This is a genomic window from Enterobacter cloacae complex sp. 2024EL-00227 (assembly GCF_043945315.1).
Taxonomy (GTDB): Bacteria; Pseudomonadota; Gammaproteobacteria; order Enterobacterales; family Enterobacteriaceae; genus Enterobacter; species Enterobacter roggenkampii.
This window is the reverse complement of record NZ_JBIMQP010000010.1, coordinates 90,406-113,920: the sequence shown is the minus strand read 5'-3', so window position 1 is coordinate 113,920 and position 23,515 is coordinate 90,406. Positions and strand designations below refer to the sequence as shown.

25 protein-coding genes are annotated in these 23,515 nt (G+C 59.0%); 14 read left to right on the top strand and 11 right to left on the bottom strand.

The genetic code is table 11. From position 1 onward, the window contains the following. Positions 1 to 47 precede the first annotated feature (47 nt). The gene (locus ACHH0Z_RS17760; RefSeq protein WP_045372109.1) at positions 48 to 1,136 is read left to right on the top strand and encodes a cellulase family glycosylhydrolase; all 1,089 of its coding nucleotides are present in this window, start codon (positions 48 to 50) and stop codon (positions 1,134 to 1,136) included. Here the strand turns inward: ACHH0Z_RS17760 and emrD are convergent. The 4 genes from emrD to tisB form a co-directional block, all read right to left on the bottom strand. Beyond that, positions 1,039 to 2,223: a multidrug efflux MFS transporter EmrD gene (gene emrD / locus ACHH0Z_RS17755; protein ID WP_045353354.1), complete on the bottom strand. Its 1,185-nt coding sequence runs from the start codon at positions 2,221 to 2,223 to the stop codon at positions 1,039 to 1,041. The two genes, ACHH0Z_RS17760 and emrD, sit on opposite strands and share 98 nt — an antisense overlap. 175 nt (positions 2,224 to 2,398) lie before the next feature. Beyond that, entirely contained in the window at positions 2,399 to 3,232 is an 834-nt protein-coding gene (locus ACHH0Z_RS17750) for an EamA family transporter (RefSeq protein ID WP_045406871.1), read from the bottom strand. 62 nt (positions 3,233 to 3,294) lie between these two features. Then, positions 3,295 to 3,741, bottom strand: coding sequence for a GNAT family N-acetyltransferase (locus tag ACHH0Z_RS17745; RefSeq protein ID WP_025910712.1), 447 nt, complete (start codon positions 3,739 to 3,741; stop codon positions 3,295 to 3,297). Positions 3,742 to 3,805: 64 nt separating this feature from the next. Further along, positions 3,806 to 3,895 (bottom strand): type I toxin-antitoxin system toxin TisB, encoded by a 90-nt coding sequence (gene tisB / locus ACHH0Z_RS17740; protein WP_008500146.1) that lies wholly within the window; start codon positions 3,893 to 3,895, stop codon positions 3,806 to 3,808. Positions 3,896 to 4,416: 521 nt separating this feature from the next. On the opposite strand from tisB, the gene ivbL reads away from it, so the two are divergent. The 9 genes from ivbL (at position 4,417) to nepI (ending at position 13,536) form a co-directional block, all read left to right on the top strand. After that, the gene (gene ivbL / locus ACHH0Z_RS17735; RefSeq protein WP_057979964.1) at positions 4,417 to 4,515 is read left to right on the top strand and encodes an ilvB operon leader peptide IvbL; all 99 of its coding nucleotides are present in this window, start codon (positions 4,417 to 4,419) and stop codon (positions 4,513 to 4,515) included. Between the two features lie 106 nt (positions 4,516 to 4,621). Next, complete coding sequence (ilvB, locus tag ACHH0Z_RS17730; protein ID WP_008500145.1) at positions 4,622 to 6,310, top strand: acetolactate synthase large subunit; 1,689 nt, start codon at positions 4,622 to 4,624, stop codon at positions 6,308 to 6,310. Between the two features lie 3 nt (positions 6,311 to 6,313). Next, complete coding sequence (gene ilvN, locus ACHH0Z_RS17725) at positions 6,314 to 6,601, top strand: acetolactate synthase small subunit (protein WP_008500144.1); 288 nt, start codon at positions 6,314 to 6,316, stop codon at positions 6,599 to 6,601. Between the two features lie 82 nt (positions 6,602 to 6,683). Then, complete coding sequence (gene uhpA / locus ACHH0Z_RS17720; protein ID WP_008500143.1) at positions 6,684 to 7,277, top strand: transcriptional regulator UhpA; 594 nt, start codon at positions 6,684 to 6,686, stop codon at positions 7,275 to 7,277. After that, positions 7,274 to 8,779, top strand: coding sequence for a signal transduction histidine-protein kinase/phosphatase UhpB (gene uhpB / locus ACHH0Z_RS17715; RefSeq protein ID WP_045406873.1), 1,506 nt, complete (start codon positions 7,274 to 7,276; stop codon positions 8,777 to 8,779). The genes uhpA and uhpB overlap by 4 nt, the downstream gene beginning before the upstream one ends. After that, entirely contained in the window at positions 8,772 to 10,091 is a 1,320-nt protein-coding gene (locus ACHH0Z_RS17710; protein ID WP_045406875.1) for an MFS transporter, read from the top strand. The genes uhpB and ACHH0Z_RS17710 overlap by 8 nt, the downstream gene beginning before the upstream one ends. A 132-nt stretch (positions 10,092 to 10,223) precedes the next feature. After that, the gene (uhpT, locus tag ACHH0Z_RS17705) at positions 10,224 to 11,615 is read left to right on the top strand and encodes a hexose-6-phosphate:phosphate antiporter (RefSeq protein WP_023345165.1); all 1,392 of its coding nucleotides are present in this window, start codon (positions 10,224 to 10,226) and stop codon (positions 11,613 to 11,615) included. A gap of 175 nt (positions 11,616 to 11,790) precedes the next feature. After that, positions 11,791 to 12,243 carry a DUF1198 domain-containing protein gene (locus tag ACHH0Z_RS17700; protein WP_014830062.1) on the top strand — a complete coding sequence of 151 codons (453 nt, stop codon included), beginning with the start codon at positions 11,791 to 11,793 and terminating at the stop codon, positions 12,241 to 12,243. Between the two features lie 102 nt (positions 12,244 to 12,345). Beyond that, positions 12,346 to 13,536, top strand: a complete 1,191-nt coding sequence (gene nepI, locus ACHH0Z_RS17695) for a purine ribonucleoside efflux pump NepI (protein ID WP_045406878.1) — start codon at positions 12,346 to 12,348, stop codon at positions 13,534 to 13,536. 48 nt (positions 13,537 to 13,584) lie between these two features. Here nepI and ACHH0Z_RS17690 read toward each other — a convergent pair whose 3' ends face one another. The 6 genes from ACHH0Z_RS17690 to ACHH0Z_RS17665 form a co-directional block, all read right to left on the bottom strand. Further along, on the bottom strand, positions 13,585 to 14,490 hold the full coding sequence (locus tag ACHH0Z_RS17690) for a DMT family transporter (protein WP_045406881.1): 906 nt from the start codon (positions 14,488 to 14,490) through the stop codon (positions 13,585 to 13,587). Between the two features lie 134 nt (positions 14,491 to 14,624). After that, positions 14,625 to 16,004 carry a carbohydrate porin gene (locus ACHH0Z_RS17685; protein WP_023326394.1) on the bottom strand — a complete coding sequence of 460 codons (1,380 nt, stop codon included), beginning with the start codon at positions 16,002 to 16,004 and terminating at the stop codon, positions 14,625 to 14,627. A gap of 138 nt (positions 16,005 to 16,142) precedes the next feature. Continuing rightward, positions 16,143 to 16,445 carry a PTS lactose/cellobiose transporter subunit IIA gene (locus ACHH0Z_RS17680; RefSeq protein ID WP_029741865.1) on the bottom strand — a complete coding sequence of 101 codons (303 nt, stop codon included), beginning with the start codon at positions 16,443 to 16,445 and terminating at the stop codon, positions 16,143 to 16,145. Positions 16,446 to 16,450: 5 nt separating this feature from the next. Then, positions 16,451 to 17,827, bottom strand: coding sequence for a glycoside hydrolase family 1 protein (locus tag ACHH0Z_RS17675; protein ID WP_021242701.1), 1,377 nt, complete (start codon positions 17,825 to 17,827; stop codon positions 16,451 to 16,453). A gap of 17 nt (positions 17,828 to 17,844) precedes the next feature. After that, positions 17,845 to 19,173 (bottom strand): PTS sugar transporter subunit IIC, encoded by a 1,329-nt coding sequence (locus ACHH0Z_RS17670; protein ID WP_025910681.1) that lies wholly within the window; start codon positions 19,171 to 19,173, stop codon positions 17,845 to 17,847. Between the two features lie 11 nt (positions 19,174 to 19,184). Continuing rightward, on the bottom strand, positions 19,185 to 19,499 hold the full coding sequence (locus tag ACHH0Z_RS17665) for a PTS sugar transporter subunit IIB (RefSeq protein WP_008500132.1): 315 nt from the start codon (positions 19,497 to 19,499) through the stop codon (positions 19,185 to 19,187). Positions 19,500 to 19,792: 293 nt separating this feature from the next. On the opposite strand from ACHH0Z_RS17665, the gene ACHH0Z_RS17660 reads away from it, so the two are divergent. Further along, positions 19,793 to 20,743: a LacI family DNA-binding transcriptional regulator gene (locus ACHH0Z_RS17660; RefSeq protein ID WP_023293714.1), complete on the top strand. Its 951-nt coding sequence runs from the start codon at positions 19,793 to 19,795 to the stop codon at positions 20,741 to 20,743. 50 nt (positions 20,744 to 20,793) lie between these two features. Here the strand turns inward: ACHH0Z_RS17660 and ACHH0Z_RS17655 are convergent, their stop codons facing one another. Continuing rightward, on the bottom strand, positions 20,794 to 21,090 hold the full coding sequence (locus ACHH0Z_RS17655; protein WP_023326396.1) for a YicS family protein: 297 nt from the start codon (positions 21,088 to 21,090) through the stop codon (positions 20,794 to 20,796). Positions 21,091 to 21,230: 140 nt separating this feature from the next. Between ACHH0Z_RS17655 and ACHH0Z_RS17650 the strand changes: the two genes are divergently transcribed. The 3 genes from ACHH0Z_RS17650 to ACHH0Z_RS17640 all read left to right on the top strand — a co-directional run bounded on the left by ACHH0Z_RS17650 (position 21,231) and on the right by ACHH0Z_RS17640 (position 23,500). Next, positions 21,231 to 21,650 (top strand): GNAT family N-acetyltransferase, encoded by a 420-nt coding sequence (locus ACHH0Z_RS17650; RefSeq protein WP_045406884.1) that lies wholly within the window; start codon positions 21,231 to 21,233, stop codon positions 21,648 to 21,650. Positions 21,651 to 21,797: 147 nt separating this feature from the next. Further along, positions 21,798 to 22,598 carry a lipoprotein NlpA gene (gene nlpA, locus ACHH0Z_RS17645; protein ID WP_008500128.1) on the top strand — a complete coding sequence of 267 codons (801 nt, stop codon included), beginning with the start codon at positions 21,798 to 21,800 and terminating at the stop codon, positions 22,596 to 22,598. Positions 22,599 to 22,720: 122 nt separating this feature from the next. Beyond that, entirely contained in the window at positions 22,721 to 23,500 is a 780-nt protein-coding gene (locus tag ACHH0Z_RS17640; RefSeq protein WP_045406886.1) for an MBL fold metallo-hydrolase, read from the top strand. Positions 23,501 to 23,515: the final 15 nt, after the last annotated feature.

The window sequence follows — 23,515 nt, the reverse complement described above, 5'->3', positions numbered from 1 at the left end:
AAGCGTGCTAAATACAGGTAATGCTTTCGATTTATCCAGGGTAAACCGTGTTAAAGCCTCTTATAGCGACCGCGTTACTGATCTCTTCCGGCTGGGCCATTGCCGCTGAGCCGCCGCTGACGGCTGCCCGTTATGCGCAGCAGCTTGGCGTCGGTATGGATGTGGACTGGGCGCGCACCGAGCGCGGCATACGCGAATTCGACCCGCTGGTGGTCCGCGATTTTCGGGCTAAAGGCATTACCCACGTGCGCATCCGCGTGGCCGACGAGCCGACGGAAGCTCGGCTGATCCACCTGCGCAAGCTGGTAGAAGCCTGTGAGCAGTATGGCGTGATCCCGATAGTCGCGTATCAGGCTGATGAATATAAAAACGACCCGAAAGCCGATAACGAGAAAGAGACGGTCAACTGGTGGATTGCCGTGGCGCACTATTTCGGTCAAAGCTACCCGTTGCTGGGTTTTGATCTCATTTATGAGCCGGCCGACAAGCTCAACCACAATCTGGCGTCGCTAAACCGCGTGTATGAAAAAACCGTTAAAGCGATCCACGACATCGACCCGCAGCGCATGATCTTCATTGCGCCACGCCTGCGTGCCGCGCCGGAGGAGTTATCCAGCCTGAAGCTGCCCGCGCACAGCCAAACCTATCTGCTGGCGGAGTGGCATATTTTCCCGTGGGGGCCGCTGAAAAATGGCGGTAAATACCCGTGGACGTCCGGCACGGCGGCGGAGAAAGCGGCTATCCGTAACCGCATCAATGCCGCGCTGCACTGGCAGCAAAAAACCGGGCACGTTAGCTGGGTCGGGGGCTGGGGCGTGGGGGAGTCAAGTCGCTTAACGCCAACCGCCTCGCAAATGGCCTTTGCCACCTATATGGCCTGCGAGCTGCAAAAGGCGAAAATTCCGTATGCGCTTAACGCGGACTTCCAGTTTTACGACGGGGAAGAGGGGGCCTGGCGGCCAGCGCCAGAGCCGTTACTGCAGGCGATGATTGCGCCCGTCTGTGAAAAGCCCGGCGAGAAGCCGGGCCATCATGCGGTTAAACCGGCTGCTCGTGATGCGGGACACGCGACGCCAGCGGCAGCCAGCACAGTAAAATCAGCAGCCCCATCAGCGTCATCAGCAGGCCCAAACTAGCCTGCCCGGTCTGCGGCATCATCGCCGAGAGCCAGGCCAGCGCGCCGGAACCGATGTTCTGCAAACCGCCCACCAGCGCGCCCGCCGTACCTGCAAGGAACGGGAACGGCTCCATCGCGCCGCTGGTGGCGAGCGGGAACAGCATCCCCGCGCCAAAGAAGAACAGCGCCGCCGGGATGAGCAGCGTCCAGACGGTCATCACGCCAAACAGCCCCGGGATCCACATCATCAGACCCGCCAGCAGACAGCTGATCACCGACTGCCACATCAGGGTGGAGAAGCGTTTGTTTGGTCGACCGGCAAACCACGCGCCGAAGAACGCCGCCGGGATCGGCAGAATAAACAGAATGCTCACCACCATGCTGCTCAGGCCCAGCCCCGCGCCCAGCAGCACGCCGGAGCAGGCTTCGAACACCGCGATGCCCGCCAGGCCGCCGATGAGCATCAGCAGGTAGCAGGTAAACGCGCCGTTGCCGAACAGCGTTTTATAGCTGGCGAGCAGCTTCGTGCGCGGCGCGTCCTGCGGACGCGTTTCCGGCATCCAGCGCGCCATGCTGAAGGTGACAATGATGCACAGCACCAGCAGGAAGGCGTAGCAGGCGCGCCAGGACCACATCGTGTCCAGCAGGCCGCCGATCAGCGGGGCCAGCAGCGGGCTGACCAGAATCCCCATATTCAACAGACTGTTGGCATGACGGAGCTGGGTGCCCTGATACATATCGCGCGGTAAGGTTCGCGCCATCACCCCGCCAACGCCGGTCCCCACGCCCTGCAGGGCGCTGGCGGCAATCAGTACGGTCAGGCTGTGGGTGGTAATGGCAATTACCGTCGCCACCATGAAAATGCTCATGCCCACCAGGATCACCGGGCGACGCCCGACGCGGTCGGAGAGCGGGCCGTAGAAGAGCTGCGAAACGCCATAGGTCAGCAGGTAGGCCGCCATTACGCTCTGTACCGCGCCCTCGCGGACGTTCAATTCCTTTGCCATGTCGGCAATCGCCGGAATGTAGATGGTTTGCGCCATCTGACCGACGGCCACCAGTAACACCAGCATCAACAATAAGTTAACGTTCCGTTGCTTTTTCATGTCGCTGAATACTTTTGCCAAAAGAGAAAAATGAAGAATAAGTGACTGCGCATTCCCATAAATGCGCGAGGAATCTACCACAGAGAGATGACAATTTAAGCATTGTCGCGGTGAATGAAAAAACCGGTAAAGGCAGGATTTGTAAACAAGAACGGCAACTAATGTTGCCAGTGCTTTACGCCAGGCGCAGCAGAATGGCGCCGCCGGCGATACCCAGCGCTGCTGCAATGCGCAGGCCCGCAACCTTCTCTTTTAAAAGCAAAAAAGCGATCAGCGCGCCAAAGAGTATGGAGGTTTCACGCAGCGCCGCGACCACCGCCAGCGGCGCCTGCGTCATCGCCCACAGCGCCAGACCGTAAGAGCCCATAGTCCCCACCCCGCCAAGCAGCCCCTTTTTCCAGTGCAGACGCAGGTAGCCGGACGCCTCGCGCCGACGCGCGACCATCGCCCAGCTCAGCAGGCAGAAGCCGTTCATAAAGAAGGTCCACAGCGTATAGCCCAGCGCGGTCTCCGACAGCCGCACGCCGGTGCCGTCCACCAGCGTATATCCCGCAATAAAGCAGGCGTTCAGCAGCGCCAGCCAGATCCCCTTGCGTGACTTCATGCGCCCGTTCATTGCCATCGCCAGAATCGACAGGCAAATTACCCCGATGCCGGACCAGGCGAGCCAGGAGAGACGATCGCCAAGCGCCAGCACGCCGATCAGCGCCACCAGCAGCGGGGCGGTGCCGCGCATCAGCGGGTAGGTCTGGCTCATATCGGAAACCTGATAGGTCTTCGCGACCAGCACGGTGTAGACCACCTGTAAGGCACAGGAGACGATCAAAAACGGCCAGCTTTCGGCAGAGGGCTGGGGAGAGAAGGGGAGCAGCACCAGAGCAATCAGCGTGGCGGACCCGCTGACGCTAATCGCGGAATAGAGCTTGTCCGTTCCGGCTTTAACGATGGCATTCCAGCTGGCATGCAGCAGGGCGGCAAACAGCAAAATACAGAATACGGTGAGGGTCATGGCGTGTCGGGTGGTGAATTGTCACTCAACTGTAACATTCACGCCCTGAAGCTGCCAGCCGCTTATACCGCACAAAAAAGGCGGTGCGTCACCCGCGGTTCGTCCGAGACCAGCGTAAACCCTGCCCGGCGATAAAACCCGTAGGCAGCGTCCGGCGCATGGGTATTGAGGAAATCAAACCAGATGCTGGCATCGGCCATCACAACGGTTAAAAGCTGCTTGCCAATCCCCAGCCCGCGGCACTTCTCGCTGACGTAGAGATGGCGAATACGCCCTGCGCGCGGCTGCTGGCTGAACGGATCGCGGTTGAGGCCACACACGCCCACCAGCTTGCCGTTGAGAAACGCCCCCAGCAGCTTTTCACCCGGCGCGTTAAAGCGGTTCTCACCCCGCTGCCAGCTCTCTTCCAGCCTGCGTAGCATGTTGAAATTCAGTGCAATACTTTCCGCCTTCAGGGCGATATACCCCGGCTCATCCGGTGTGACGGGCTCAATTAACAGACGCGACATAGCATTCCCTCGTTATTAAAGAGGGGCGGTTGCCCGCCCCTCTCAGGTGCGACTTGAACCTGAATTACCGAACGAATTTCAGGACAGCATCAAGCAGTTGCAGTACAGCAACAATGAGTTTGAGGATAAGTATCACCATATCCACTACGCTCATACGCGTCTCCTTTTGGTTAAAAGGAGCACGATGCTGGCGTACCTTTCCGCCGCCTGTTGCCAGCACCTGGATTGACGTAACACAGTGTGCTCACTTCAGGGGTTAAGGCACTGACGGCACCACCCGTTTCAGCCAGGACTTCGTTGCGCCGGTAGAACTGCGGCCCCCTCGCTCACTGCGAACACCCTCAGTATAGATAAATACTGTACGTATGAACAGTATTTTGTGGACAAAATCTGGAAGGCGATCCATACTCAAAAACGTCAAAATCCGTGCCGGAATTGCGCGTTCGTCTTCGATCGCGTATACTTTTTGCGTTGACGTAACACAGTGTGTTCTGCGGCGACCAACCGCAAAACCCTGATAAAAACCTCGCTTCGGCGGGGTTTTTTGTTTTCATCCCCCAACAAACGAAACGTGATCCCTGACGCATTTTTGCGCAGATGAAAATATTTCCATTGTCACGCCCGAAAACCTGTGTTTGTATAAATTCCATCAATGATTCCAAACACAGGTCCCCAATGACTTCATCCATCTTCACTTCGACCCTACTAAAAACTGCGCAACCAGCCGCAGTGGTCGTCGTGCGTGTGGTGGTGGTCGTCGGCAATGCGCCGTAGGGACTGGATCAACACACGAATCCAAAACCCCGCCGGCGCAAACCGGGCGGGGTTTTTCGTTTAGGACCCTCCCCGGAAAGTCGGCTCAGAAGAAAAGGACTGGAGCATGGCAAGTTCGGGCACAACATCCACCAAGACGCGTTTTACCGGCGCGCAGCTGATCGTTCATCTGCTGGAGCGACAGGGCATCACCACGGTTGCGGGCATCCCTGGCGGCACGGTGCTGCCGCTGTACGATGCGTTAAGCCAAAGCACGCAGATCCGCCACGTGCTGGCGCGCCACGAGCAGGGGGCGGGGTTCATCGCTCAGGGCATGGCGCGCACGCAGGGTAAACCGGCGGTCTGTATGGCCTGCAGCGGGCCGGGCGCAACCAACCTGGTCACCGCCATCGCCGACGCGCGCCTCGACTCCATTCCGCTGATCTGCATTACCGGCCAGGTGCCGTCCTCGATGATCGGTACCGATGCGTTCCAGGAAGTGGATACCTACGGCATCTCTATCCCCATCACCAAACATAACTATTTAGTTCGCGACATCGCAGAACTTCCTCAGGTTATCAGCGATGCGTTCCGCATTGCGCAGTCCGGCCGCCCGGGCCCGGTGTGGATAGACATTCCTAAGGATGTCCAGACCGCAGAGATCGAGATCGACGTTCTGCCGGAGCCGGGCGAGCGTGCCCCCGCGCCGGAGTTCAGCGCTGAGAGCGTACGCGACGCCGCCGCCATGATTAACGCCGCCAAACGCCCGGTGCTCTATCTGGGCGGCGGGGCGATTAACGCTGCGGATGAAATCCGCCAGTTTGCGGAAAAAGCCAACCTGCCGACCACCATGACCCTGATGGCGCTGGGTATGCTGCCTAAAGCGCACCCGCTGTCCCTGGGGATGCTGGGCATGCACGGCGCGCGCAGCACCAACTACATCCTGCAAGAGGCGGATTTGCTGATTGTGATGGGCGCGCGTTTTGATGACCGGGCGATTGGCAAAACCGAGGAGTTCTGCCCGAACGCGAAAATCATTCACGTGGATATCGATCGCGCCGAGCTGGGTAAAATCAAGCAGCCGCACGTGGCGATTCAGGGGGACGTAGCCGAAGTGCTGGCGCAGCTGATCCCGCAAACCGACGCGACCGATCGCGCCGACTGGCGCCAGCTGGTGGCCGATCTGCAGCGCGAGTTCCCGGGCGCGATCCCAACTGAAGGCGATCCGCTGAGCCACTATGGCCTGATCAACGCCGTGGCCGCCTGCGTCGACGACAGCGCGATTATCACCACCGACGTGGGCCAGCACCAGATGTGGACCGCCCAGGCCTACCCGCTGAACCGTCCGCGCCAGTGGCTGACCTCAGGCGGCCTCGGCACCATGGGCTTTGGTCTGCCTGCAGCAGTAGGTGCAGCGCTGGCGAATCCGGACCGCAAGGTCATCTGCTTCTCCGGCGACGGCAGCCTGATGATGAACATTCAGGAGATGGCGACCGCAGCCGAAAACCAGTTAGACGTGAAAATCATCCTGATGAACAACGAGGCGCTGGGGCTGGTGCACCAGCAGCAGAGCCTGTTCTACAAGCAGGGCGTATTTGCGGCGACCTATCCGGGGATGATTAACTTTATGCAGATTGCCGCCGGCTTTGGCCTGCACACCTGCGATCTGAACGCGGAAGAGGATGCCCACGCGGCGCTGCAGGCGGCGATCTCGCGTCCGGGCCCGGCGCTGATCCACGTGCGTATCGACCCTGAACAAAAAGTGTATCCGATGGTGCCGCCGGGTGCGGCAAATACTGAGATGGTGGGAGAATAAGCCATGCAGAAACAACATGATAACGTCATTCTGGAACTCACCGTCCGCAACCACCCTGGCGTCATGACCCACGTCTGCGGGCTGTTTGCCCGCCGGGCGTTTAACGTGGAAGGCATTCTCTGTCTGCCGATTCAGGGCAGCGAGCACAGCCGCATCTGGCTACTGGTCAACGATGACCAGCGTCTGGAGCAGATGATGGCGCAAATCGACAAGCTGGAGGACGTCACCAACGTGGCTCGCAACCAGTCCGATCCCACCATGTTTAACAAAATTGCGGTGTTCTTCGAATAGATCGCTTAAGGTAAGCGTCTTTCGCTCTTGTAGGCCGGATAAGCGCAGCGCCATCCGGCTTTTTCAGACCGCAGGAACACACATGACCACCATCGCCCTTATCGACGACCACCTTATCGTCCGCTCTGGCTTTGCCCAGCTTCTCAACCTCGAACCGGATTTCCAGGTCGTGGCCGAGTTTGGCTCCGGCCGCGAGGCGCTGGCGGGCCTGCCGGGGCGCGGGGTGCAGGTCTGTATCTGCGACATTTCGATGCCGGATCTCTCCGGGCTGGAGCTGTTAAGCCAGCTGCCGAAAGGAATGGCGACCATTATGCTCTCGGTCCACGACAGCCCGGCGCTGGTCGAGCAGGCACTCAACGCGGGCGCACGCGGCTTCCTCTCTAAACGCTGCAGCCCGGACGAGCTGATTGCCGCCGTGCGCACCGTCTCCACCGGCGGTTGCTACCTGACGCCGGAAATCGCCATCAAGCTGGCGGCTGGACGACAGGATCCGCTCACCCGGCGCGAGCGTCAGGTGGCTGAGAAGCTCGCGCAGGGGATGTCGGTAAAAGAGATTGCCGCCGAGCTGGATCTGTCGCCGAAGACCGTGCACGTCCATCGCGCCAACCTGATGGAAAAACTCAACGTCAGCAACGACGTCGAGCTGGCGCGCTGCATGTTCGACAGCTGGCAATGAGTCCCGTCTTTTCGCGGCTGATCGCCGTCGTTGCCAGCTTTTTCATCTTCTCCGCCGCGTGGTTCTGCCTGTGGAGCATCAGCCTGCATCTGGTGGAACGTCCTGAGCTGGCGGTGCTGCTGTTTCCCTTCGGCCTGCGTCTGGGGTTAATGCTCCAGTGCCCGCGCGGCTACTGGCCCGTTTTGCTGGGCGCAGAGTGGCTGCTGCTGGTCTGGCTGGCGCAGGAAGTGGCCCTCGCGCATCTGCCCTTATTGATGACCGGAAGCCTGCTCACGCTTCTCCCGGTTGCCCTCATTTCCCGCTATCGTCACCAGCGCGACTGGCGCACGCTGCTGCGCCAGGGGGCGGCGCTGATTGCCGCCGCGCTGCTGCAGTCCCTGCCGTGGGTTGGCGATAGGGAGATGCTCAACGCCCTGCTGCTGACCCTCACCGGCGGCTTGACGCTGGCACCGACCTGCCTCGTTATCTGGCACTATCTCTCCAGCACCGTCTGGCAGCCGCTTGGTCCGGGGCTGGTGTCCCAACCGGTGAACTGGCGCGCCCGGCATCTCATCTGGTATCTGCTGCTGTTCGTGGTGAGCCTCTGGCTCCAGCTTGGTCTGCCCGCCGAGCTTTCACGCTTCACGCCGTTTTGCCTGGCGCTGCCGATTATCGCCCTGGCCTGGCACTACGGCTGGCAGGGGGCGCTGATCGCGACCCTGATGAACGCCATCGCGCTGATCGCCAGCCAGACCTGGCACGACCATCCGGTGGATCTGCTGCTCTCGCTGCTGGCCCAGAGCCTGACCGGGCTGCTGCTGGGGGCGGGCATTCAGCGCCTGCGCGAGCTGAACCAGTCCCTGCAAACCGAGCTGGCGCGCAACCGGCGTCTGGCTGAACGCCTGCTGGAGACGGAAGAGAGCGTGCGGCAGGAGGTCGCCCGCGAGCTGCACGATGACATCGGCCAGACGATCACCGCCATCCGCACCCAGGCGGGCATTGTCCAGCGCCTGGCGGCAGAAAACGCAGGCGTGAAGCAGGGCGGGGCGCATATTGAACAGCTTTCGCTGGGCGTGTATGACTCGGTGCGACGCCTGCTCGGCAGGCTGCGGCCGCGCCAGCTTGACGACCTGTCGCTGGAGCAGGCGGTACGCTCCCTGATGCGCGAGATGGAGCTGGAAAGCCGCGGCATTGTCAGCCATCTCGACTGGCGCATTAGCGAACCTGCGCTGAGCGAAGGCCAGCGCGTGACGCTGTTCCGCGTCTGTCAGGAAGGGCTGAACAATATCGTCAAGCACGCCAGCGCCAGCGCGGTCACGATCCAGGGCTGGCAGCAGGACGAGCGCCTGATGCTGGTGATTGAAGACGACGGCTGCGGCCTGCCGCCCGGCTCCGGGCAGCAGGGCTTTGGCCTGGCGGGCATGCGCGAGCGCGTGAAGGCGCTGGGCGGCACGCTGAGCCTCTCCTGCACCCACGGGACGCGCGTCAGCGTCAGTTTGCCGTTAAGGACGCATCATGTTTAAAACCCCAGCCAGCGCAGCCCCGTTAAGCAACAAAGCGGAAATCGACGCCCGCTACCGCTACTGGCGACGTCATATTCTGATTACCATCTGGCTCGGCTACGCGCTGTTCTACTTCACCCGTAAAAGTTTCAACGCCGCCGCGCCGGAAATCCTTGCCAGCGGTGTGATGACGCGCACCGACATCGGCCTGCTGGCGACGCTGTTCTACATCACCTACGGCCTTTCGAAGTTCTTCTCCGGCATCGTCAGCGATCGCTCAAATGCCCGTTATTTCATGGGCGTTGGGCTGATCGCCACCGGCGTGGTGAATATTCTGTTTGGCTTCTCCACCTCGCTGTGGGCCTTTGCCCTGCTGTGGGCGCTGAACGCCTTCTTCCAGGGCTGGGGCGCGCCGGTCTGCGCCCGCCTGCTCACCGCCTGGTACTCACGCAACGAACGCGGCGGCTGGTGGGCCGTCTGGAACACCGCGCACAACGTCGGCGGGGCGCTGATCCCGATGGTGGTGGGGGCCGCGGCGCTGCACTACGGCTGGCGCGCGGGGATGATGATTGCCGGTGGCCTGGCGATTGTTGCCGGGCTGTTCCTCTGCTGGCGCCTGCGCGACAGGCCACAAACCGTGGGCCTGCCGCCGGTGGGCGACTGGCGGCACGACGAGATGGAGATTGCCCAGCAGCAGGAGGGCGCGGGGCTGACCCGCAGGGAGATCCTCACCAAATACGTGCTGAAAAACCCGTACATCTGGCTGCTGTCGCTCTGCTACGTGCTGGTCTACGTGGTGCGCGCGGCTATCAACGACTGGGGCAATCTGTACATGTCCGAGACGCTCGGCGTGGACCTGGTGACCGCCAACTCGGCGGTGACAATGTTCGAGCTGGGCGGGTTTATCGGCGCGCTGGTGGCGGGCTGGGGCTCGGATAAGCTGTTCAACGGCAACCGCGGCCCGATGAACCTGATTTTTGCCGCCGGGATTTTGCTCTCTGTTGGCTCGCTGTGGCTGATGCCGTTCGCCAGCTACGTCATGCAGGCGGCGTGCTTCTTCACCACCGGCTTCTTCGTCTTTGGCCCGCAGATGCTGATCGGCATGGCGGCGGCGGAGTGCTCGCACAAGGAGGCGGCCGGCGCGGCGACGGGCTTTGTCGGGCTGTTTGCCTACCTCGGCGCATCGCTCTCCGGCTGGCCGCTGGCGCGGGTCATCGACATCTGGCACTGGAGTGGCTTCTTCGCGGTGATCGCCATCGCGGCGGGCATTTCCGCCCTGCTGCTGCTGCCGTTTTTACATGCGCAGGCCCCGCGTGAAGCCAGCGTGATGTGATGCGCCTCACCTTTTCACCCCGAGTGGCGCAAAACTAGGAAATTTTCCCGGTTTTACCTGGACGCTGTCTCAGGCATCTCTCCCGGCTGATTTTTACAATGCTGCAAAAATCAGCTCAGGAGTAAACCAACCATGCTGGCCTTCTTAAACCAGGTGCGCAAGCCGACTCTGGATCTGCCGCTCGACGTGCGGCGCAAGATGTGGTTCAAACCGTTCATGCAGTCCTATCTGGTGGTCTTCATCGGCTACCTGACCATGTATCTGATCCGCAAAAACTTTAACATCGCGCAGAACGACATGATCTCGACCTACGGGCTGAGCATGACGCAGCTGGGGATGATTGGCCTGGGCTTCTCCATCACCTACGGCGTGGGCAAGACCGTCGTTTCCTACTACGCGGACGGCAAAAACACCAAGCAATTCCTGCCGTTTATGCTGATCCTCTCCGCCATCTGTATGCTCGGCTTCAGCGCCAGCATGGGCGCGGGTTCCGTTAGCCTGTTCCTGATGATCGCCTTCTACGCCCTGAGCGGTTTCTTCCAGAGTACCGGCGGGTCGTGCAGCTACTCCACCATTACCAAATGGACCCCGCGCCGCAAGCGTGGTTCCTACCTCGGCATGTGGAACATCTCCCACAACCTCGGCGGGGCGGGCGCGGCTGGCGTAGCGCTGTTCGGCGCAAACTACCTGTTCGACGGCCATGTGATCGGTATGTTTATCTTCCCGTCGATTATCGCCCTGATCGTCGGCTTTATCGGCCTGCGCTACGGCAGCGACTCCCCAGAATCGTACGGCCTCGGCAAAGCCGAAGAGCTGTTCGGCGAGGAGATCAGCGAAGAGGACAAAGAGACCGAAGAGAACGAGATGTCCAAATGGCAGATCTTTGTTGAGTACGTGCTGAAAAACAAAGTGATTTGGCTGCTCTGCTTCTCAAACATCTTCCTCTACGTGGTGCGTATCGGCATTGACCAGTGGTCAACCGTGTATGCTTTCCAGGAGCTGAAGCTTTCTAAAGAAGTGGCGATTCAGGGCTTCACCCTGTTCGAAGTGGGCGCGCTGGTCGGCACGCTGCTGTGGGGCTGGCTCTCCGACCTCGCCAACGGCCGTCGCGCGCTGGTGGCCTGCATCGCGCTGGCGTTGATTATCGCCACCCTCGGCGTCTACCAGCACGCCAGCAACCAGTACGTTTACCTCGCATCCCTGTTCGCGCTCGGCTTCCTGGTGTTTGGTCCGCAGCTGCTGATCGGCGTGGCGGCAGTGGGCTTCGTACCGAAAAAAGCGATCGGCGCCGCCGATGGGATTAAAGGCACCTTCGCCTATCTGATCGGCGACAGCTTTGCCAAGCTGGGTCTGGGGATGATCGCCGACGGCACGCCAATTTTCGGCCTCACCGGCTGGGCGGGCACCTTCGCGGCGCTGGATGCGGCAGCGATCGGCTGTATCGTCCTGATGGCGATGGTCGCGGTGCTGGAAGAACGTAAAATTCGCCGTGAAAATCGCGCGCAGAAATTAAAAACAGCCTGAGTGTGCAGGTAACTTCTTTGCCCGGTGTGTGATGCCGGGCTTTTTTATTTGCGCCGACGGCGTTAATACCTGATCCCCCATTCCGCAACGTCTTTTCAGAGCACTATTCTGGTTATGCCCGCTGTTGACGCCGTGCGTTTCCCGCTATGATGAGCGGCTAGTCAAAGGAGAACGCATGGTCTGGATAATGCTGGCAACGCTTGCCGTGGTGTTTGTGGTGGGATTTCGCGTCCTGACCTCAGATTCCCGCCGCGCCATCAAACGTTTAAGCGAGCGTCTGGGCATCACCCCGATGCCGGTTGAGTCGATGATCGATCAGTTCGGTAAAACGCCGGGCAATGAGTTTATCCGCTACCTTGAACGGCCGGACGAGGCGCATCTGCAAAACGCCGCGCAGGTGCTGCTGATCTGGCAGGTCTGCATTGTCGACGGCAGCGAGGAGAACCTGCACACGTGGCACCGCATGCTGCGTAAAGCCCGCCTGGCCGCGCCCATTACCGATGCGCAAATTCGTCTGGCGCTTGGCTTTATGCGCGAGATGGAGCCCGATCCGCAGGAGCTGAACGCCTTCCAGCTACGCTATAACCAGCTCTTCCTGCCGGAAGAGGGCGTGTTTTACCTCCACTGATCCCCTCTAAAAACCACAAAAGTTGTCTAAACGTTAAATTCGTCACACTTTTGATGATAAACTGCGCGACTTTTCCGCACGTTTTTATCTTCAGGTGACGCCATGACAGAACATATCCAGCCCACGACCCGACCGCAGACCAAAGAGGTTTCACGCCCCAACTGGTCGGCGGTTTTCTCCGTGGCGTTCTGCGTCGCCTGCCTGATTACCGTTGAGTTTCTGCCGGTGAGCCTGCTGACGCCGATGGCGCAGGATCTGGGCATTTCCGAAGGCGTGGCGGGGCAGTCCGTTACCGTCACCGCCTTCGTGGCGATGTTCGCCAGCCTGTTTATCACCCAGGTGATTGGCACCATCGACCGCCGCAAGGTGGTCATTCTGTTCAGCGTGCTGCTGACGCTCTCCTGCCTGCTGGTCTCCTTCGCGGAAAGCTTCACCCTGCTGCTGCTCGGTCGCGCCTGCCTGGGGCTGGGGCTCGGCGGCTTCTGGGCGATGTCGGCCTCGCTCACTATGCGCCTGGTGCCGGCGCGTACGGTGCCGAAGGCCCTGTCCGTTATCTTCGGTGCGGTCTCCATCGCGCTGGTGATCGCCGCGCCGTTAGGCAGCTTCCTCGGCGGGATTATTGGCTGGCGTAACGTCTTCAACGCCGCGGCGGTGATGGGCCTGCTCTGCATCATTTGGGTGTGGAAAGCGCTGCCGTCCCTGCCGGGCGAAGCGGCGCACCATAAACAGAACATGTTCGCGCTGCTCAAGCGCCCCGGCGTGCTGGCGGGGATGACCGCCATCTTTATGGCCTTTGCCGGGCAGTTTGCCTTCTTTACCTATATCCGCCCGGTGTTTATGATCATGGCGGGCTTTGACGTGGACGGCCTGACGCTGGTGCTACTGAGCTTTGGTATCGCCAGCTTTGTCGGTACCTCGCTGTCGTCGCAGTTCCTGAAACGCTCCCTGAAGGTGGCGCTGGCGGGTGCGCCGCTGGTGCTGGCGGCGAGCGCCACGGTGCTGGTGCTGTGGGGCAGCGATAAGTGGGTCGCGTCTGCCATTGCGATTATCTGGGGCTTTGCCTTTGCGCTGGTGCCGGTGGGCTGGTCGACGTGGATCACCCGCTCGCTTGCCGATCAGGCGGAAAAAGCCGGGTCGATTCAGGTGGCGGTGATCCAGCTGGCGAACACCTGCGGCGCGGCCATTGGCGGCGTGGCGCTCGACCATCTGGGGCTGACGTCACCGCTGGTGATTTCCGGTACGCTGATGCTGCTGACGGCGCTGCTGGTGGCAGGGAAGGTTAAAGCGAAGTAGTGTTTTTCTCCCTCTCCCGTGGGAGAGGGTTGGGGTGAGGGCATCAGGCTACGCCGATGCCTTAACCCTTCTACGCGAATCCATCGAAATCAGCACCACCGACGACACGATCAGCAGCGTCCCCAGCCAGTCCGGCAGGGTGAACGCCACGCCCAGCAACACCACCGACAGCAGCGCGCTGCTCAGCGGCTCGGCGCAGCTCAGGATGCTCGCCTTCGGCCCGCCGATCATCTGTGCGCCTTTCAGATACAGGCTGAACGTCAGCGCGGTGCCAATCACCACCAGGTAGAAAAACGCCAGCAGCAGGCTGCCGTCGATCACGAAGGTGGTGCCGCGTCCGGCGTAGAACGGCGTCAGCATTAATCCGGCAATCAACATACTCCAGCCGACAATCGGCAGCGTGCCGTAGCGGGCAATCAGCGTTGACGGATAGGTGGTGTAAAACGCGGCGGCAAACGCCGAGGCGATGCCGAAGAACAGGGCGGCAGGCGAGATGGAGAGCGAGGTTGGGTCGCCGTGGGTGACCAGCAGGAACGTCCCGACAAGTGAGGTCACAATCGCGGACAAAACAAACACGCCGGGGCGCTTTTTCCGCGCCAGCGCGAACCATGCCACGATAATCGTTGGCGACAGAAACTGCAGCACGGTGGCCGTTGCCGCGTTGGATTTTTCAATCGTCAGCAGGAAGGTGAGCTGCACGGTGAGCGCGCCGACCAGCGAGAAAAAAAGCAGGCTGAGGGCGTCTTTGCGATGTTTGATGACCGAGAAAATCTTGTCGCCGTGAACGAAGGAGAGCGTCAGCAGGATCACGCCGGTAAACAGCAGGCGAACCATGGTCAGGTAAGGCGAAGAAATGTGGCTTTTCTCCATGATGTACTGCGCGCAAACGCCGGAACTGCCCCATAAAACGGCGGCGATCAGGACGTTCAGCATCCCTTTACGTGTGGAACCCATTTTCTCCCCTGTTATGTTGGTTTTTTTGTAGCATAACATGGGATCTTGCCGGGTGGCGCTACGCTTACCCGGCCTACAAAACCTTGTAGGCCCGTGCAAGCGCAGCGCCGCCGGGCGAAACAAACGGCGCTCTACTAGAACCACGCCTCCCACATCGCGCCGACGTTGAAGTCGTCGAGCGTCTCGTCTTTGGTGTTGTTCACGCGCGCGGTGCGTGCGTTATCCACCTTGCCGCCGGTCACGTAGAAGCGCAGCATCGGACGGAACTCCGGCCCCATGGCGATAGACATGTTCTGCGACAGGGTCAGCTTCCAGCCTTTGTTGTCGCCGCCGTTGTCGTAATCCACGTGCTGCCAGCCCGCTTCCAGCCAGGTGGAGTGAACGTCGTTCCACCAGTGCATCGGGCGCACGATGGCGTTGTAGTTCTTGCGGTTGTCGGTCTTATCACGGCTGTTGTCGTAGTCGTGGAAGGCGAGGATGTACTCCACCTGCGTGGCCTGGGTGAATTTGTACAGCCCTTCGAAGCTGGCGTAGACCGTGGTCAGGTCTTCGGTTTTATTGAACACGCTGTTGTCCGAATTATCGGAGTAGCGGGCAATCACCTTGTTCACGCCGCTGTCGTTGGTGTGGCTCAGCACCACGCCGCCCTGCCAGGCGTTCAGACGCTCGTCGCTCTCTACCGCTTTTGAATCAAAGCCGTAGTTGGCGTACAGCTCCAGATCCAGCGGACCGAGCTTCATACCGTGGATTTTAGAGGTGGCCGCGTAGTTACCTTTGTCGCCCGTGCCGGACCCGCCGGTACAGGTGATGCGTGACGGGTTCGCTTCGTCTTCCATCACTTCCGGGCTACAGGATTCCACTGCCGCCACGGCAGCGACGTCAAACTGCACGCCGCCGATATCGAAGTTCTTCACCCCGGCGCCCTGGCCGTCGTGGTTCATCCAGAAGTAATCGTTGATGCCCTGCTGCGGACGCTGGTGGAAGTCGCGACCGGCCCAGAAGTAGGCGTTCGGGTTGGAGGCCATAATGTTGGTCACCCCCGCGTAGGCTTTTTTCAGGTTAACTTCGTCGCCCCAGTGGTCGATCATCACGTTGATGTCCCAGATGGCGCCGTTTTCTCCCTTGAAGGCTTTAGAGAGCTGGAACTCGCCGCCGTTGCCTTCGTTACCCAGACGACCGATCGCGGACGCGCCGTTGTAGGAGCCATCCACCGCCACATATTTCTGATCGGCGGCCTGGAAGTGCGCGCCGTAGCGGGCGTAGCCGGTAAATTTAATCCCGAACGGAATCGCCATGTCCGGGGATTGCGCCGCGCTTTGCGGCTCGGTCACCACGTCCGCTTTTTTCGCGACGGCGGCATCCATTTTAGCCTGACGTTCGGCCAGGGCTTTATCCACCGCTTTCGCCACAATGGCGTCGATTTGCTCCTGCGTGAATTCCTGGGCGAGCACGGAAATTGGGCAAAGCGCGGCGATAACCGCCATGGTTAATGGAAGTTTTTTAATCGTATTCATGGTTATCTCAATATAGTTTAATTTTATTCAGACAATAACCATCCCGCTCCGATCTGACAGAATATGTCGCTATCATCAGAACAAGTGGATTTCTAATTTTAGGTACAGAGGTATTACAGTAATTTATTTCGCCATAGACTATCTCTGATATAAATGAATTATTTCTTCGGATAATTCACGCGCTAATAAGGAGTTCATTAAATGATCCTGCGCGTGCACCATGATTAACGTCATCGGCTGGCGGCCTTCGCCCGCATCCTGCTCGATCAGTTTGGTCTGCATCTTGTGCGCCTGGCGCGCGTAGCCGTCGGCTTCGCGCAGCAGGCTTTTGGCCTCGTCAATGTTGCCCTGACGCGCCGCGTGCAGCGCTTCAAAGCACAGGCTGCGGGACTGCCCGGCGTTGACGATAATTTCCATTACGGCTTCTTCTAGTGCGATCATCATCATTACTCTTTATCAAAGCTATTATTTAAGGCGGTGGCGGCAAACCACTCCCCGCTTTTCTTAATGGTCCGCTGCTGCGTCTTTAAATCGAGCTGGATAAATCCGTAGCGATTTTTATACGCGTTACACCACGACCAGTTATCAATAAACGTCCACATATGGTAACCAAGACAATTGCACCCTTCGCTAATACCCTTATGCAGCCAGGCTAAATGTTCGGAAATAAACTCGATGCGGTATTGATCGTTAATCTGGCCATTTTCAATAAAACGTTGTTCGTTTTCGACGCCCATGCCGTTTTCAGAAATAAAGCAGCGGGGGTTGCCGTAATTGTCGCGCAGGTTAATCAGAATATCGTAAATACCTGGCGCGTAGATTTCCCAGCCGCGGTACGGGTTCATCTTGCGGCCCGGCATCTCGTAGCTATCAAAGAACCATTCCGGCATAAACGGCGCCTGCGGGTTCACCGCGCTGTCGCGACACTTCACGCGACGCGGCTGATAGTAGTTAATGCCGAGCAGGTCGATTTTCCCTTCCGCAATCAGGAAACCGTCTTCCGGCTTGCAGGCGGGCAGCTGGTCGTAAGATTTCAGCAGCGCCACCAGATCGGCCGGGTATTCGCCGCGCAGGACCGGGTCGAGGAAGCTGCGGTTAAACATCAGATCCGCAACGTGCGCCGCCTTCACGTCTGCCGGGTTCTGCGAACGCGGATACGACGGCGTCAGGTTCAGCACGATGCCGATCTCCCCCGCGTAGTGCCCGGCGCGGTAGGCCTGAACCGCCTTCGCATGGGCCAGCACCGTGTGATACGCCACGGTGGCCGCCCGGCGGAAATCCACTACGTTGGGGTAGTGGAAGTCGTACAGATAACCGCCTTCCACCGGCACGATCGGCTCGTTGAAGGTAAACCAGTGCAGCACGCGGTCGCCGAACAGCTCGAAGCAAATCTGCGCATAGCGGGCGTACGCGTCCACTACGTCACGGTTTTCCCAGCCGCCAATTTCCTGCATCGCCATCGGCATGTCGAAATGGAACAGGGTGATAAACGGCGTGATGCCCTGTTCATTCAGCTCATCAATGACCTGATTATAAAAATCGACCGCGTCCGGGTTCACTTCACCGATACCGTCGGGGATCAGGCGCGCCCAGCTAATCGAGGTACGAAAGCTGTTGTGGTTCAGCTGTTTTAACAGCTGAATGTCCGTTTTCCAGTGCTGATAAAACGTGGAGGTGTGCTGCGGCCCCACGCCGTTGTGAAAACGGTTCGGCTCGCGGGCAAACCAGTAGTCCCACGTGGTTTCACCCTCTCGTGTCCCTTCCGTCTGGAGAGCGGAGCTTGCGCTGCCCCACCAGAAGTTATCGGGAAATGCGTATTTCATGACCCTTCCTCTTTGACTTAATTGCTTGTGGCTTCAGCGGCACCCACGGTTGCAGCCTGGGCTTTCTGCTCTTCGTTTTTAATCAGCGTACGCTCATAGGCGCGCAGGAACGGCAGGTACATCAGCGCCGACATCACCATGCAGACGAGGCACATCACCACCGGGCTCAGCGCCCAGTTCGCCGCCCACGAGGCGCCAATCGGCGCGGGCGTAGTCCACGGGGTTAACGAGACCACCTGTGCCAGCCAGCCGAGCTTGGTTGCGCCGTACGCCAGGCAGGCGTTGACCAGCGGAACAAACACAAACGGGATAAACAGCATCGGGTTCATGATGATCGGCGCGCCGAACAGAATGGGTTCATTGATGTTAAAGAAGCTTGGCACCACGCCCATTTTGCCGATGGTGCGCAGGTGGGTAACGCGGCTGCGCAGCAGCAGGAAGGCCAGCGGCAGGGTGGAACCAACGCCGCCAATCAGCAGGTAGTGATCCCAGAAACCCTGCAGATAAACGTGCGGCAGCGCCGCGCCTGCGGCCAGTGCCGCCTGGTTTGCCGAGAGGTTCGCCATCCAGAACGGGTTCATGATGCCGGTAACAATCAGCGAGCCGTGGATACCCGCGAACCAGAAGATCTGGCACAGCAGCACGGAGAGCAGAATGGCGGGCAGGGAGTCAGACGCGGACACCAGCGGCTCCAGCAGGTGCATGATCGCCTGCGGGATAATCATCCCGGTCTGCGCTTCAATGAACAGGTTCAGCGGGTGCAGCGTGCCGATCACCACCATCACCGGGATCAGGATCTCAAACGAACGCGCCACGCCGGTGGGCACTTCCTTCGGCAGGCGGATGGTGACGTTGTTCTGCTTCAGCCAGGCGTACACGCGGGTTGAGTAAATGGCGGCGATCAGCGCGGTGAAGATGCCCTGGCCGGAGAGGTACTGGGTTGAAATTTTGCCGTCGGCATACGGCGCGGCGACCAGCAGGAAGGCCATAAAGGCCAGCAGGCCGGACATCACCGGGTCGAGGTTAAACTGACGCCCCAGGCTCGCCCCAATTCCTACCGAGATGAAGAAGGTCATCACGCCCATGCTGAGGTTAAACGGCAGCATCAGCTGTTCGCGGTAGGTTTGGGAAAAATCCAGCCAGCCGCGGGCGAAGCTGTTAGTGGTATCCGCCGAGAACGGCGGGAAGATGAACACCAGCATAAACGAGCCGATGATCATAAACGGCAGCGCGGCGGTAAAGCCGTCGCGGATGGCAATCACGTACTTTTGCTGACCGAGCTTCGCGGCCAGCGGGGTAATTGACTGCTCAATCACCGCAACCATGGATTGATATAACGAACTCATGTGAACACCTTTTAGTGTGCCGCTTCGATGAGCGACAGAGCAAAGTCCAGTACTTTATCGCCACGCTGCATGCCGTAGTCCATCATGTCGATGGGCTGCACCGGAATGCCATGCGTCGCCGCCTTGTCTGAGAGTGTCTGTAACATGTATTTCACTTGCGGTCCGAGAAGTACCACCTGGTATTGCGGAAACTGCGTATCAAATTCGGAAACACCGTACGCATCAATCTTCACCGGCAAACCACGTTCTTTCGCGACATCGACCATTTTGCTGACCAACAGGCTGGTGGACATCCCGGCAGAGCAGCACAGCATAATCTTGAACATCGACAACCATCCTCTAAATGTAAAAAGTTATTGCGAGGATGATTGGACATGATACGGAAACCGGTTTCCATTGATAAAAGACAGAACTGTGACAACCATCAAGATCCAATACTTATGAGGCTAATTAACCGGATGCAGGTCACATAATTTGGCTGTTTTGACATCATTTTGAGTGGAAATGGAAAATCGGTTTCCATGGAAAACGGAAACGGATATACTCCGCTCTGGCTATAATGTGAGCCGAAGCGGTCATGGAATTTGCAGGCGCGAGGTAAGCCTGCCAGGGGAAAGAGATGTCGACAATCAATGATGTATCACGTCTTGCCGGGGTGTCTAAAGCCACGGTATCGCGAGTGTTGAGTGGGTCGCGTGGCGTAAAGGAAGCCAGCCGTCAGGCCGTTCTGAAGGCAGTGGATGAGCTTAACTACCGGCCTAATGTGATTGCCCAGTCGCTGCTGAGCCAGTCTACGGGCTGTATCGGGGTGATTTGCGCCCAGGAAAACATTAACCAGACCACCGGTTATCTCTACGCGCTGGAAAAACAGCTCAGCCAGCATCAAAAACACCTGCTGCTGCGTTTCGCGCACAGCAAAGCGGAAGTGATGCACGCTCTTGAGGAACTCTCCTGCGGGCTTTGCGATGACATCCTGGTGATTGGCGCGCGTTTCCCGCTGGACGTCGACATGGACAACGTCATTCTGGTGGACTGCATGGAGTCTGATAATTCCAACAGCATCCAGTTCGATCACGCCTTTGCCGCCGAAACCGCCTGTAACTACCTGACCAGCCAGGGGCGACGCCAGATTGCCCTGATCCATCCGCACGGCAGCGGTTTTGCTGACCAGGTGCTGCTCGGCTACAAGCACGCGCTGGAGAAAAATTTCCTGCCCTTTAATCGCAACCTTGTGTTCATGGACGCGACCTCGTCGTCCGTTGCGCTACAGGAGCTGCTGAATAACGCCAGCACGCTGAACTTCAACGCGCTGCTGGTGGCGGACGAGCAGGAAGCCCAGCGGGTGATCCCGCAGCTGCAGGCGTTTAATAAATCCGTGCCGGACGACATTATGGTCTTTAGCCTGGCCGGATCGCTGCACCTGCCGGGTATTCCGGTGATCCCGGCGATTGAATATTCTATGGATGCGATGGCGGCGCGTATCGTGAGCTGGCTGACGGAGAAAACGCAGATGCTGGGTTCGTATGTGCTGCGCGGGGATTTGATCATTCCAGACGTGCGTAAGCGTTAAAAATATTGTGTAGGCCGGGTAAGGCGCAGCCGCCACCCGGCAAGCAGCATTCAATAATCTTCCATACAATCCACCTGACCAATCGCCGCCCAGTAGGCGTCCAGGTTGTCACGCTTCACGGCGGTAACGGCATTTTTGATCAGCAGCTGATTGGCCTCTGACGACAAAATCATCGCCTGCCAGGCCTTATCGCTCTGCTTTTTCTGTGGCGTACAGGTTTTCTTAATATCTTTCAGGACCTGTTGCTTAATCTGCGCCTCTTTCGCCGGATCCTCCTTTTCCTGAGCATGGACAAACGCGGCGAACAGCAGACAAACCAGCAGGCAGACAAGGTGTGCAGCTTTCATCAACAACCCCCTTTTGACGTCACAGGCTTCCCATGAAATATATCGTTACATTCAGTGTAGCGACGCCAGCCGAAAGTATGAATTTTCTCCACGTTGCGTGTGTGAGATAGTGAAACGGCACAGATAACAAGGAGAAAAATATGCACCTGAGCATTACTCATGCGGTTACGGCGCAGGAAAAAGAAGAGTTACTCACGGGCCTGAGAGCCTACAATGCGCAGTTTCTGGATCTCTCCACATTCAGCGGGGATATTGGCGTTTACGTGCGGGACGACATCGGCACCATGCTCGGCGGGCTCATTGGGGTGCGTAAAGGCGACTGGCTGAATATCGACTTTCCCTGGGTGAGCGATGCCGTGCGCGGATCCGGCGTGGGCAGCCAGCTCATCAAAACGGCGGAAGATGAAGCCAGACGCAAAGGCTGCAAGCACGCGCTGGTGGATACCGTCAGCTTCCAGGCGCGTCCGTTCTATGAAAAACAGGGGTACCAGCTGCAGATGTCTTTGCAGGATTATCCGTACCCGGGCATGCAGCGACATTACCTGGCGAAAGCCCTTTAAGCTCTGAATCCGCAGGCCGGGTAAGCGCAGCGCCACCCGGCCATACCCGCATATAACTTATCCTTCTTATTGATTCTTTTTCGGTTTTTATTTCACCGCCTCGTTGTCGATATAGTCACTACAACATTCAGCAAAAGGAACTGTCTTGTGAAACGTCGATTGGGTGCTCTGGTACTGGCTGGCCTGCTGCTGGCCGGGTGCGATCAAAGTGGCAGCGATGCCAAACACATTAAAGTCGGCGTCATCAACGGCGCCGAGCAGGACGTGGCGGAAGTCGCCAAAAAGGTGGCGAAAGAGAAATATGGCCTGGACGTGGAGCTGGTGGGCTTCAGCGGCTCGCTGTTGCCTAACGATGCCACCAACCAGGGGGAACTGGATGCCAACGTCTTCCAGCATCGCCCGTTCCTTGCAGAGGATAATAAGGCGCATGGCTACAAGCTGGTGGCCGTGGCGAACACCTTTGTCTTCCCGATGGCCGGCTATTCCCGCAAAATCAAATCCGTCTCGGATCTGAAGGATGGGGCAACCATTGCCATTCCAAACGACCCGACCAACCTTGGCCGCGCGCTACTGCTGCTGCAAAAAGAGAAGCTCATCACCCTGAAGCCGGACACCGGGCTGCTGCCGACGGCGCTGGATATTACCGCCAACCCTAAACAGCTGAAAATCATGGAGCTCGAAGGGGCGCAGCTGCCGCGCGTGCTGGACGACCCGAAAGTGGATGTCGCCATCATCAGCACCACCTATATCCAGCAAACCGGGCTGTCGCCGGTGCATGACAGCGTCTTTATCGAAGACAAAAACTCGCCGTACGTGAACATCGTGGTGACGCGCGAAGACAACAAAGATGCCGAGAACGTGAAGGAATTTATCCAGTCGTATCAGTCGCCTGAAGTGGCGAAAGCGGCGGAGACGATCTTTAACGGCGGGGCGGTGCCGGGCTGGTAAGGAACCCGCAGAAAGCGCGGTGACGAAAATTGGCCCGATTCCATCGGTAATCGCCCTTTAACCCACAGCATGACGCGCGACGGCTGGCTATCCTCCTTATCACACCAACCGGAGGATAGCCCATGAACATCACCCACATTCGCAACGCCACCCAGCTGATTACCTACGCCGGAAAACGTTTTTTAATCGACCCGATGCTGGCTCCGCAGGGCGCTTATCCGGGCTTCCCCGGCACGGCCCATGCCGAACGCCGTAACCCGACGGTCGAACTCCCCGTAGACGTCAACACGCTGCTGGACGCCGACGCGCTGATCGTCACCCATACCCATGACGATCACTGGGATCGCGCCGCGGCGGAGCTGATCGCCAAAGACAAACCGATCTACGTGCAAAACGACCGTGATGCCGCGCTGCTGCGCAGCCAGGGGTTTAGCAACCTGACGGTCATGACCGACGCAACCACCTTTGGTGATATCCGGATAGCGAAAACCCACGGCGGTCAGCACGGTACCGATCGCGCATACGCCGTGCCCGAACTGGCGGAGCGGCTGGGCGAGGCCTGTGGCGTGGTGCTGCGTCATCCTGATGAGAAGACGCTCTACCTTGCCGGGGATACCGTCTGGCGTGACGAGGTGGCGGCCGATCTGCAAAAGCACCAGCCGGACGTGGTGGTGCTGAACGCTGGCTATGCCCACGTCATTGGTTTTGGGCCCATTATTATGGGGCAGGAAGATGTGCTTAACGTTCATTTCCTGCTGCCGCAGGCCAACATTGTGGCGAGCCATATGGAGGCCATTAACCACTGCCTGTTGACCCGCAGCGCGCTGCGTGAGTACGTAGAAGCCAACCAGGTGAGTGACGCGGTGAGTATTCCTGAGGATGGCGAAACCGTTATATTCTGAGTGTCTGAAAGGGAA